General features: G+C 72.5%; 10 protein-coding genes. 8 read left to right on the forward strand and 2 right to left on the reverse strand.

Features of this window, described 5'->3' with window-relative positions:
* Positions 1 to 82: 82 nt before the first annotated feature.
* Positions 83 to 832 (reverse strand): endonuclease/exonuclease/phosphatase family protein, encoded by a 750-nt coding sequence (locus HW578_RS16620; RefSeq protein WP_198371740.1) that lies wholly within the window; start codon positions 830 to 832, stop codon positions 83 to 85.
* A 268-nt stretch (positions 833 to 1,100) separates the two neighbouring features.
* On the opposite strand from HW578_RS16620, the gene HW578_RS16625 reads away from it, so the two are divergent.
* Together HW578_RS16625 and HW578_RS16630 are read left to right on the forward strand one after the other, a co-directional pair.
* Positions 1,101 to 2,267 (forward strand): uroporphyrinogen decarboxylase/cobalamine-independent methonine synthase family protein, encoded by a 1,167-nt coding sequence (locus tag HW578_RS16625; protein ID WP_198371731.1) that lies wholly within the window; start codon positions 1,101 to 1,103, stop codon positions 2,265 to 2,267.
* Between the two features lie 78 nt (positions 2,268 to 2,345).
* Positions 2,346 to 3,323, forward strand: a complete 978-nt coding sequence (locus tag HW578_RS16630) for a Bug family tripartite tricarboxylate transporter substrate binding protein (protein WP_198371732.1) — start codon at positions 2,346 to 2,348, stop codon at positions 3,321 to 3,323.
* Here HW578_RS16630 and HW578_RS16635 read toward each other — a convergent pair.
* Positions 3,307 to 4,221 (reverse strand): ABC transporter substrate-binding protein, encoded by a 915-nt coding sequence (locus HW578_RS16635; protein ID WP_198371733.1) that lies wholly within the window; start codon positions 4,219 to 4,221, stop codon positions 3,307 to 3,309. The genes HW578_RS16630 and HW578_RS16635 overlap by 17 nt on opposite strands.
* A gap of 73 nt (positions 4,222 to 4,294) precedes the next feature.
* Between HW578_RS16635 and HW578_RS16640 the strand changes: the two genes are divergently transcribed.
* The 6 genes from HW578_RS16640 to HW578_RS16665 are packed head-to-tail and all read left to right on the forward strand — an operon-like array spanning position 4,295 to position 10,608.
* Entirely contained in the window at positions 4,295 to 5,257 is a 963-nt protein-coding gene (locus HW578_RS16640) for a Bug family tripartite tricarboxylate transporter substrate binding protein (RefSeq protein WP_198371734.1), read from the forward strand.
* A gap of 3 nt (positions 5,258 to 5,260) precedes the next feature.
* Complete coding sequence (locus HW578_RS16645; RefSeq protein ID WP_198371735.1) at positions 5,261 to 6,868, forward strand: gamma-glutamyltransferase family protein; 1,608 nt, start codon at positions 5,261 to 5,263, stop codon at positions 6,866 to 6,868.
* 47 nt (positions 6,869 to 6,915) lie between these two features.
* Complete coding sequence (locus HW578_RS16650; RefSeq protein WP_198371736.1) at positions 6,916 to 7,833, forward strand: ABC transporter permease; 918 nt, start codon at positions 6,916 to 6,918, stop codon at positions 7,831 to 7,833.
* A gap of 11 nt (positions 7,834 to 7,844) precedes the next feature.
* Positions 7,845 to 8,696 carry an ABC transporter permease gene (locus HW578_RS16655; RefSeq protein ID WP_232479036.1) on the forward strand — a complete coding sequence of 284 codons (852 nt, stop codon included), beginning with the start codon at positions 7,845 to 7,847 and terminating at the stop codon, positions 8,694 to 8,696.
* Positions 8,693 to 9,664, forward strand: a complete 972-nt coding sequence (locus HW578_RS16660) for an ABC transporter ATP-binding protein (RefSeq protein ID WP_198371738.1) — start codon at positions 8,693 to 8,695, stop codon at positions 9,662 to 9,664. The genes HW578_RS16655 and HW578_RS16660 overlap by 4 nt, the downstream gene beginning before the upstream one ends.
* The gene (locus HW578_RS16665; RefSeq protein ID WP_198371739.1) at positions 9,661 to 10,608 is read left to right on the forward strand and encodes an ABC transporter ATP-binding protein; all 948 of its coding nucleotides are present in this window, start codon (positions 9,661 to 9,663) and stop codon (positions 10,606 to 10,608) included. Before HW578_RS16660 ends, HW578_RS16665 begins: the two co-directional genes overlap by 4 nt.
* Positions 10,609 to 10,669: the final 61 nt, after the last annotated feature.

A 10,669-nucleotide genomic window follows, 5' to 3' on the forward strand; every position in this document is an offset into this window, starting at 1 on the left:
CCGTCGGCGATCAGCGCGACGCCGGCGCGCGGGGCCTCGCCGCCCGGCAGCGCCCCTGTCGCGGCGGACATTGCAGGCCCCGTCAGGCTGCCGCGGCGAGCACCGCGGTCCCGGCCGCGGAGAGGTCGAGCCGTGCGGTCAGCGGCAGATGGTCGGAGGCCATGCGCGCGAGCGGCGACTGATGCGCCGCGAGGCCGCTGACCAGGCCGCGCGGCTGGCATAGGATCCGGTCCAGCCCCAGCATCGGCAAGCCGCTCGGGAAGGTGGCCGGGCCGAAATCGATGCGGTCGAAATCCCGCTCCAGCGCCCGCAGCCCGGAGCGCGCGCCGGTCCGCCACTCATTCAGGTCGCCGAGCAGCAGGGTCGGCATGTCCTCCGCGCTCGCGATGTGCTCGAGCAGCGCGGCGACCTGCTGCGTGCGGTGTCGCCGCAGCAGGCCGAGATGCGCGGCGACGACGCGCAGCCGACCGGCGGGCAGTTCCAGTTCGGCCGCCACGGCGCCGCGCGGCTCGCCGCCGGGCAGGCGGAGCCGGTGGACGGCCATCACCTCGGCGTTGCGCACCAGCAGCGCATTGCCGTGCCAACCATGGCTGTGCGCCGTGACGGCCACCGGGACCAAGCGCAGCCCCGTGTCGCGTTCCAGCGCCGCCAGGTCGAGCAGCCCGTCGCGGCGCCCGAATCGGCGGTCGGCCTCCTGCAGGGCCAGGATGTCGGCGTCGAGCTCGCGGATCACGGCGGCAATCCGCTCCGGATCGAAGCGGTTATCCGTGCCGACGCATTTGTGGACGTTGTAGGAGGCGACGCGCAGCGCGCCCGGTCCCGCATCCTGCATGGGGGGGGCGGCCTGCGGGAGCCGTAGCAGGCGCTCCGCCAGGTAGGCCGAGAAGGCCCTCACACGATCTGAACGCTGCTGCCGGCGGGACATGCCAATCTTTCGCGCCTGGTGCCGGCCAACTGCCGGCAAGGTTCCGGTGACATTGGGTCGCGCCTCGCGCGATCCACGCCCAGTCTAGCGTGGACAATCGCGAAGCGTCAGTGAACTTGACGGCCCTGGTCGCGCCCGCCGCGCCGCGCCAGACTGGCGGCCCCCGGGAGGAAACATGGCAACGCGCATCCTTTGCACCCATACCGGCAGCCTGCCGCGCCCGCCCGCGCTCACGCGCCTGCATGCGCGCCGCGCCAGGGGCGAGGCGATCCCCGCCGGGGAGGTTGCCGCCGCGGCGCGTGCCGCGGTGGCCGAGATCGTGCCGCGCCAGGTCGCCGCCGGGCTCGACATCGTCAACAACGGCGAGCAGGGGCGCGAATCCTTCGTGCTCTACCTGCGCGACCGCCTGACCGGCCTCGGCGGGGAGAGCCATCGCCCCGGCTGGGCGGACATCGACGCCTATCCCGAGTTCAAGGCCGAGGTCGCCGCCGCCGCCGCGGGCCGGGAGACGGCGAGCATGACGGCCAACCTGCCTGCTGCCATCGGCGATGTCGCCTATGTCGGTGCCGCCGCCATGGACGCCGAATGCGCCGAGTTCCGCGCCGCGCTGGATGCCGCGCGCCCTGCGCCGCTCGGCGCCTTCCTCGCTGCGCCCTCGCCGGGCATCGTCGCCTCGGTGGTGCAGAACCGGCACTACGACAGCGAGGAAGCCTACCTCGCCGCGCTGGCCGATGCGCTGGCGCACGAGTACCGCGCGATCCTCGATGCCGGGTTCACGCTGCAACTGGATTGCCCGGACTTGGCGCTGGAGCGCCACGCTTCCTACCGGGATCGCCCGCTGTCGGACTTCATCGCCTTCTGCGAACGCGTGGTCACTGCCATCAACCGCGCCATCGAAGGCCTGCCGCGCGATCGCATCCGCCTGCATGTCTGCTGGGGCAACTACGAGGGCCCGCACGACGCCGACGTGCCGCTCGCCGAGATCCTGCCCGTGGTGCTCCAGGCGCAGGTCGGCGCCTTCGTCCTGCCCTTCGCCAACCCCCGCCATGCGCATGAGCACCGCTGCTTCCTGCGCACGCCGCTGGCCGACGACCAGGTGCTGGTGGCCGGGGTGATCGACACGCTAACCAATTTCGTCGAGCACCCGGAGGTGGTGGCCGAGCGGCTCGAGCGCATCGCGCAGAGCATCGGCGACCCGTCGCGCCTCATGGCCGGGACGGATTGCGGCTTCGACACCGCCGCCGGGCGCGGGCGCGTCGCGCGCGACGTGGTCTGGGCAAAGCTGCGCGCCATGTCCGAGGGGGCACGCATCGCCTCCGGCCGCCTGTTCGCCGGGCGCTGAGCGATGTGCTGGCTCTGCACGCTGCGCCGCCCGCCGCCGCCGACACCCAAGCCACAAGAAACGACCGGGAGAAGGCCGATGTTCCGACGCACCCTTGCCGCCCTCGCGGCCCTGGCCGGCTTCGCCGCGCTGCCGGCGGAGGCCCAGGCGCCGGCCTGGCCGCGCGGCCAGGTGCGCATCCTGGTGACCTATCCGCCCGGCGGCACCAGTGACTTCGTCGCGCGCTTCCTCGCGCAGCACCTGCAGCAGCAGACCGGCCAGCCCTTCGTCGTGGAGAACCGCTCGGGCGGCGGCGGCGTGGTGGGGTGGACGGCGGCGGTGCGCGCGCTGGCCGATGGCGCCACCTTCCTGCTGACCGACAATTCGCTGGCGACGGCGCCGCCGCTCTATCCGACGCTGGGCTTCGACATCCTGGCCGACTTCACGCCGGTCTCGCTGCTGGTGGACTACCCGACCGTCTTCGTGGTGCCGGGCGATTCCCCCGCGCGCTCGCTACGCGACTTCGTGGAGGCGGCGCGCGCGCGTGGGCCGGAGGCGGGGTTCTACGGCTCGATGGGCGCGGGGTCCTCGCCGCATCTCTACATGGAATACCTGCAGGACATTGCGAACATGCGGCTAACCCATGTGCCCTATCGCGGCATGGGCCCGGCCTTCGCGGACCTGCTGGCCGGGCGCGTCGGCCTGCTGATCGCGGCCCCGCCTACGGTGCTGGGCGCGGTGCGCGAGGGGCGCGCGCGGGCGATCGCCATCGGCACCACCGGCGGGCGCATCCCCGCGCTGCCCGACGTGCCGACGGCGCGCGAGCAGGGCTTCGATTTCGCCTATTCCTTCTGGTACGGCGTGCTCGCGCCGCGCGGCCTCGATCCCGCCATGGTGGGGCGCATGCAGCAGGAGATCGCGCGCTTCCTCGCCAATCCGGAGGTGCAGGAGCGCTTCCGCCAGCAGGGCGCGACCCCCATCGGCGGCGACGGCCCTGCGCTGCGTGCCGTGATGGAGGGCGAACTCGCGCGCTGGACCGAGGTGGTCCGCGTGAAGGGCATCACGCTGCAGAACTGAGCGCGGCCTCCGTCACCTCCTCCGCCACCAGCCCGGCGTAGCCCGGCGCGTGGGTGATGGCGCCGGCGGTGAGCATCGCGGTCTGCAGGCGTTCCAGCGCCGCCGGCGGGAAGCGCGGATTGGTGGTCCAGACGCCGAGGGCACGGTAGCGCTCGATCGCGCGCGTCGCGGCGGCGCGGTCGAGCGACTCGAAGTAGGGCGCGATGGTGTCGAGGATCTCCTCGGCCGGTGCGCCGGCGAACCAGGTGAGCGTCGTGGCGAGGCCGCGCACCATCGCCTCGCAGGCGGCGCGCTTGGCGTCGATCACCTCCCGCCGGCCGTAGAAGGCGGTGTAGGAGGTCGGGCCGCGGCTCGCCTGCGCATACCAGACATGGCCGGTGCCGGCGATCTCCATCGCGCTCACCAGGGGTTCGAAGAGCTGCGCGACATCGAGCGTACCGGCGGCGACCGCCGCCGCGTTTTCCGCCATGCTCCGGTCGGTCACGCGCGCGACGCGGTCGGGGTCGAGGCCGGCGCGGCGGATGTCGTCCTGGAGCGTCCACCAGGGCGTTGGCACCTCGCTGACGCTGCCGAGCGTCAGCGTCGCGAGGTCGGTCAGCCGGAAATCGGGCCTCGGCGTCCGGCCCACCAGCACGAAGGGGTCGCCCATCACCACTGCGCCGAAGAGTCGCAGCGGGCAGGCATGGTCGCGGTCATGCCCGAGCAGCAGGCGCATCGGCCCGCCCCAGGCGAGGTCGGCGCGACCCTCGAGCACCGCATCCGTCTGCAGCGAAGGGCCGGGGCTGTCGATGAAGCGCACGGCGACACCCTCGGCCTCGTACGCGCGGCGGGCCATGGCGGCGTAGAAGGGCGCGTAGAACAGGCCGCGGAAGGGTTCCTGCAGGCGGATCTGGTGCATCGTCGCTCCGGGGCTGGTCACCCGGGCAGGGTGGCGTAACCTGGGCTGGCCGCCAACTGCCTGGGAGTCCCTGATGCTGGATCGACGCGCCTTCCTCGCTGCCCCGCTCGCTGCCCTCGCCACGCCCGCCATCGCGCAGGATCGCTATCCGAACCGGCCGATCCGCCTCGTGATCCCGGTCGGCGTCGGCGGCGTCACGGACATCGTCGGGCGCATCATGGCCGAGGCGCTGAGCCCGATCCTGGGCCAGCCCGTGGTGCCGGAGAACGTGGTCGGCGCCGGCAGTGCGATCGGCGCGGCGGCCTTCCAGCGCCTGCCGGCCGACGGCTACGCGATCCTGATCGCCACCATCAACCATGCGCTGATGCGCGCGATGAATCCGGATTTCCAGCACGACCCGGTGGCGGATTTCCGGCCCGTCGCGCTGGTGTCGCGCCAGCCCTTCCTGCTTGCCGTGAATCCGTCCGTGCCCGCGCGTGACATGCCCGAGCTCATGGCCTGGCTGCGCGCGCAGGGCGATGCGGTGAACTTCGGGTCGACCAATCCCGGTGCCGCGAACCACCTGGCGGGCGAATTGCTGAAGCAGGTGGCGGGGGTGAACTACACCATCGTGCCCTACCGCACGGCGGCGCTGGCGGTGCAGGACCTGGTGGCGGGGCGGGTGCAGCTCACCATCGACAGCCCGTCCATGCTCGCACCGCTGATGCAGGCGGGGCAGGTGCGCGGCCTCGCGGTCTCCTCGCGCGAGACCTCGCCGCTGCTGCCGGGCGTGCCGAGCATGTCGCAGGCGGTGCCGGGCTACGACCTCAGCGTGTGGCAGATGCTGATGGTGCGGCCGGGCACGCCGGCGCCGGTGGTCGCCACGCTGGAGGCCGCGGCGGCGCGCGCGCTGGCCGACCCGGCGGTGCAGGAACGCCTGCGGCGCGCGGGCGTGGACACTTGGTCAGATACCTCGGCGGCTGCGGCGCAGGCGCTGCTGCGCGCCGAGGTGGAACGCTGGGCGCCGGTCGGCGCACGCATCCGCACGGGGGGCTGAGCCATGGCCTATGAAGGCATCCGTGCGCATCGCCCGCTGATCATGGGCCGCCGCGGCGCGGTCGCGACCAACCATCCGGTGGCGACGCAGGCGGGGCTCGATGTGCTGCGCGCCGGCGGGTCGGCGGCGGATGCGGCGGTGGCGATCTCGCTGACCCTCGGCGTGGTCGAGCCGCACATGTCCGGCCTCGGCGGCGATGGCTTCTATCATCACTGGTCGGCGAAGACGGGGCGTGCCGAGACCTTCGCCGGCACCGGCCAGGCGCCGGCGGCCGCGACGGTGGCGCGCTACCGCGCGGAGGGCGGCGTGCCCAACCGCGGCCCGCTGTCGATCCAGACGCCGGGCAAGGTCGCGGGCCTCGCGGCGCTGCATGCGGCGCATGGCGCCAGGACCTGGGGCGCGCTGTTCGGCGCGGCGGTGGAGGCGGCGCGCGAGGGCTTCGCCGCCACCCACGCGCTGCGCCACTTCATCGGCGAGAACGGGAAGATCATCGAGGCGGATGCCACCAGCCGCGCGATCTGGCTGCCGGGCGGCGCGGTGCCGGCGGTGGGCAGCATCATCGCGCAGCCGGCGCTGGCGGCGACGTTGCAGCGGCTGGCGGCGGCCGGCCCCGCGGCGTTCTTCACCGGTGACGTCGCGCAGGCGCTGTCGGCGGATCTCGCGGATGTGGGCGCCCTGCCGGATGGCGGCGACCTCGCCGCCGTCGCGCCGCTGCTGGCCCCGCCGATCGGTATCGCCTGGCGCGGCTTCGAGGTGCGGCAGACACCGGCCCCCTCGATGGGCTTCGCGCTGCTGCAGATGCTGCGCATCGTCGAGTCGCAGGATCTGGCGGGGCTCGGCTGGGGCAGCGCGGCGCTGCTGCACCTGATGATCGAGGCGAAGAAGCGCGCCTTCCTCGACCGCGAGGCCGAGGCGGGGCGCGAGGCACCGGACTTCGCCGCGCTGCTGTCCGATGCGCGGCGCGACTCGCATGTCGCGGCGATCGGCGACCGCGCCGCGCACCTGCCCGTGCGCGCGATGGCGGAGGCCGACACCACCTATTTCTGCGTGGTAGATGCCGAGGGCAATGCCGTCTCCGCCATCCAATCGATCAACGGCGCCTTCGGCTCGGGCGTGACGGGCCCGCGCACCGGCATCCTGCTCAACAACCGCATGTCCTACTGGCACCTGGAGGACGGGCACGCCAACCAGCTCGCCCCCGGGCGGCGCGTGCGCCACACCATGAACGCGCCGATGGTGATGAAGGACGGCAGGCCCTGGATGGTCTTCGGCACGCCGGGCGCGGACAACCAGGTGCAGGTGAACTTCCAGGTGCTGCTCTCCTGCGCGGTGTTCGGCTTCGACCCGCAGCAGGCGCTGGAGGCGCCGCGCTGGACGTCGTCGCAGCCGGGGCAGGAAAGCAACTACCCGCATGGCGGCGAGGATGTCGTGACCATCGAGCGCGGCTTCGGCGAGGCCGCCATCGCGGGCCTGCGCGAGCGCGGCCACCAGGTGAAGGTGGTGGGCGACCTGGAAGGCGCGTGCAGCGTCGAGGCGATCCGCGTGCTGGAGAACGGCGTGCGCATGGCGGCCTCCGATCCGCGGCGCGATGGCTGGGCGGCGGCCTGGTGATGCGGGCCTTGCGGCAGCGCAGCAACGGCGACTAGGCTCGTCGCGGGATGCTTCGCTTCTTTCTCCGCCGCTTCGCGGTCGCGGTGCTCGTCGCGCTGACGGTGCTGACGCTCGCCTTCCTGCTGACGCGCATGTCGGGCGACCTCGCCATCTCCATCGCCGGGCCGAACGCGACGGCCGAGGATGTCGCGACCATCCGCCGTGTCTATGGCCTCGATCGGCCGGTCTGGGTGCAGTATCTCGACTGGCTGGGCCGCGCCCTGCAGGGCGATTTCGGCGAGAGCTACTTCTTCCGCGACCGCGTGGCGAACCTGATCGCGGTGCGCATGCCGGTGACGCTCACGCTCGGGCTGGTGGGGCTGGCGATCGCGCTGGTGGTCTCGCTGCCGCTCGGCATCCTGGCCGCGGTGCGCGAAGGCTCCTGGCTCGACCGCGGCGTCGGGCTGGTGGCGATCATCGGCCAGGCCATGCCCTCCTTCTGGCTCGGCCTGGTGCTGATGATCGTCTTCGGGCTGCAGCTGGGCTGGCTGCCGATCTCGGGCGTGGAGACCTGGGACGGCTACATCCTGCCCGGCGTGGTGCTGGCCTTCTCGGCCATTCCCTCGCTCACGCGGCTGACGCGGTCCGGCATGATCGAGGCGCTGTCGTCGGACTATATCCGCACCGCGCGCGCCAAGGGGCTTTCGCGGCTGTCCATCCTGGTCAAGCACGGCTTCCGCAACGCGGCGATCCCGGTGGTGTCGATCGCCGCGGTGCAGCTGGGCTTCATGCTGGGCGGGTCGATCGTGATCGAGACGGTCTTCGCGCTGCACGGCGTGGGCTACCTGGCGTGGGAGAGCATCAGCAAGAACGACTTCCCCGTGGTGCAGGCGGTGGTGCTGGTGCTGGCGCTGATCTACATCGCGCTGACCCTGCTGGCGGACCTGCTGAACGCCGTGCTCGACCCGCGGCTGCGCACGTCATGAGCGGCGCGGCCATGCCCATGTCGCGCGGCGGGCGGCTGTTGCGCAACCCGGGCTTCGTGGTGGGGGCCGCGATCGTCGGCTTCGCCGCCATCATCGCGATCCTCGCGCCCTGGATCGTGCCCTACGATCCCTTCGCGATCGACCTGAACCGGCGCCTGGTGCCACCCTCCTTCATGGAGGGGGGCGTTCCGCAGAACTTCCTCGGCACCGACCAGCTGGGGCGGGACTACCTGTCGCGGCTGATCTACGGCGCGCGGATCTCGATGGTGATCGGCGTGCTGACCGTGATCACCTCGGGCCTGATCGGCATCACGCTCGGCGTGCTGGGCGGCTTCTATGGCGGGCGGGTCGACGATTTCGTGGTGTTCTGCATCACCACACGGCTGTCGATCCCGGCGGTTCTGGTGGCGCTGGCGGTCGCCGCGCTGCGCGGGTCGTCCTTCATGCTGGTGGTGCTGGTGCTCGGACTGCTGCTGTGGGACCGCTTCGCGGTGGTCGCACGCTCCACCACCATGCAGATCCGCAACCTCGACTACGTCGCGGCCGCCTGGTGCGCGGGCGTGTCGCGCTGGTGGGTGCTGACGCGGGAAGTCCTGCCCAACATCGCCACGCACCTCGCTGTCGTCGCGACGCTCGAGATGGCTCTGGCGATCCTGCTGGAGGCCGCGCTGTCCTTCCTCGGCCTGGGTGTGCCGCCGCCGCTGCCCTCCTGGGGGCTGATGATCAGCGAGGCCAAGGAATACATGTTCTTCCAGTCCTGGGTCATCATCATCCCCGGTGCCGCGCTGTTCGTCCTGGTGCTGGGCGTGAACCTGCTGGGCGACGCGCTGCGCGACATGATGGGCACGGACCTGTCGCGATGAGCGCGCTGCTGGAGATCGAGGGCCTGCGCGTCACCATCGGCAGCACGGCGGCGGTGCGCGGCGCATCGCTGGTGGTGAACAAGGGCGAGACGCATTGCCTGGTCGGCGAAAGCGGCTGCGGCAAGTCGATCACCGCCTTGTCCGTCATGGGCCTGCTGCCGCGCGGATCGCGGCGCGAGACCACCGCGCTGCGCTTCGCCGGCCAGGAGATCGGCCGCTTCAACGAGACCGAGATGTCCCGCCTGCGCGGCGACCGCATGGCGATGATTTTCCAGGAGCCCATGACCAGCCTGAACCCCGCCTATACGGTGGGGTCGCAGATGACCGAGGTGCTGCGCCGGCACCGCGGTGCGACGCGCGCCCAGGCCGTGGACCGGGCGGCGGAGCTGCTGGCGCGCGTGGGCATCACCGCGCCGGGGCTGCGGCTCGGGCAGTTCCCGCACCAGCTCTCGGGCGGGCTGCGCCAGCGCGTGATGATCGCCATGGCGCTGATGTGCGACCCGGAACTGCTGATCGCGGACGAACCCACCACGGCGCTGGACGTGACCGTGCAGGCGCAGATCCTGCGGCTGCTGGCCACGCTGCAGAAGGACCTCGGCCTCGGAATCCTGCTGATCACGCATGACCTCGGCATCGTCGCGCGCGTCGCGGACCGCGTGTCGGTCATGTATGCCGGCGAGGTGGTCGAGAGCGCGCCGACCGCCGCGCTCTTCGCCGCACCCGAGCACCCGTACACGCGCGGCCTGCTCACCTGCGTGCCCGTGCCGGGCAAGGTGAGGCGCGACGAACCGCTGGGCAGCATCCCGGGCGTGGTGCCGCGCATCCAGCCGGGCTTCACCGGCTGCGGCTTCCGCGACCGCTGCGCGCAGGCGACACCCGCCTGTGCCGGCGCCATTCCGCACCAGCAGGCGGGCGCGGACCACGAGACCCTCTGCGTGCTCGCCCCAGGCTGGAAAGCCGCGGCATGACGCCGGCGATCGAGGTGCGCGGCCTGCGGCGCGAGTTCCGCGTGCGCCAGGGCCTGTTCGCCCCGCCGAAGCGCGTTGTGGCGGTGGACGACGTGTCCTTCGCCGTGCCGGCGGGCAGCGTGCTCGGCGTGGTGGGCGAGAGCGGCTGCGGCAAGTCCACGCTCGCACGCCTGATCCTCGGCCTGCTGGAACCGACCGCGGGCGAGGTTGCGGTGGATGGGCAGCGGCTGTCGGCGATGGACCGGCGCGCGCGTGCGCGGCTGATCCAGCCGGTGTTCCAGGACCCCTTCGCCTCGCTCAACCCGAAGCGGCGCGTGCGCGACATCGTGGCCATGCCGCTGATCGCGCAGGGCGACATCTCCGGCGCGGAGATCACCCGCCGGGTGGCGGAGGCGCTGGAGCGCGTCGGGCTGTCGGTGGACCAGGGCACGCGCTACCCGGCGCAGCTCTCGGGTGGGCAGCGGCAGCGTGTCGCGATCGCGCGCGCGCTGGTGCTGCGCCCGCGCATCGTGGTGTGCGACGAACCGACCAGCGCGCTCGATGTCAGCGTGCAGGCGCAGATCCTGAACCTGCTGGCGGAGCTGCGGCGCGACCTCGGCCTCACCTACCTGTTCATCAGCCACAACCTGGCGGTGGTGGAGCACATCGCCTCCGAAGTGGCGGTGATGTACCTGGGGCGTATCGTGGAGCGCGCGGAGAGCGAGACGCTGTTCGCCGCGCCGCGGCACCCCTATACGCGCGCGCTGCTCGCCTCGGTGCTCACGCCGGAACCCGGGCTCGGCGTTCCGGATGTGGGGCTGGGCGACATCATGCCCGACCCGGCGAACATCCCGCCGGGTTGCCGCTTCCATCCGCGCTGCCCGGTGGCGATTGCCAGGTGCTCCACCGAAGCGCCGAGGCCCGCGACCGACGCCGCGGGCCTCGTGGAGTGCCATCTCGCATGACAGGGGCGGCCCGCGGCGTCAGTCGCGGGCCAGGATCGCATGGCGCGACCGCGCCCAGGCC

This window comes from Roseomonas rosulenta (assembly GCF_016106005.1).
Classification (GTDB): Bacteria; Pseudomonadota; Alphaproteobacteria; order Acetobacterales; family Acetobacteraceae; genus Neoroseomonas; species Neoroseomonas rosulenta.

Coding starts and splice junctions, on each gene's coding strand:
- HW578_RS16620 (WP_198371740.1), bottom strand. CDS start 832: ATGCAGGATGCGGGACCGGGCGCGCTGCGCGTCGCCTCCTACAACGTC.
- HW578_RS16625 (WP_198371731.1), top strand. CDS start 1,101: ATGGCAACGCGCATCCTTTGCACCCATACCGGCAGCCTGCCGCGCCCG.
- HW578_RS16630 (WP_198371732.1), top strand. CDS start 2,346: ATGTTCCGACGCACCCTTGCCGCCCTCGCGGCCCTGGCCGGCTTCGCC.
- HW578_RS16635 (WP_198371733.1), bottom strand. CDS start 4,221: ATGCACCAGATCCGCCTGCAGGAACCCTTCCGCGGCCTGTTCTACGCG.
- HW578_RS16640 (WP_198371734.1), top strand. CDS start 4,295: ATGCTGGATCGACGCGCCTTCCTCGCTGCCCCGCTCGCTGCCCTCGCC.
- HW578_RS16645 (WP_198371735.1), top strand. CDS start 5,261: ATGGCCTATGAAGGCATCCGTGCGCATCGCCCGCTGATCATGGGCCGC.
- HW578_RS16650 (WP_198371736.1), top strand. CDS start 6,916: ATGCTTCGCTTCTTTCTCCGCCGCTTCGCGGTCGCGGTGCTCGTCGCG.
- HW578_RS16655 (WP_232479036.1), top strand. CDS start 7,845: ATGCCCATGTCGCGCGGCGGGCGGCTGTTGCGCAACCCGGGCTTCGTG.
- HW578_RS16660 (WP_198371738.1), top strand. CDS start 8,693: ATGAGCGCGCTGCTGGAGATCGAGGGCCTGCGCGTCACCATCGGCAGC.
- HW578_RS16665 (WP_198371739.1), top strand. CDS start 9,661: ATGACGCCGGCGATCGAGGTGCGCGGCCTGCGGCGCGAGTTCCGCGTG.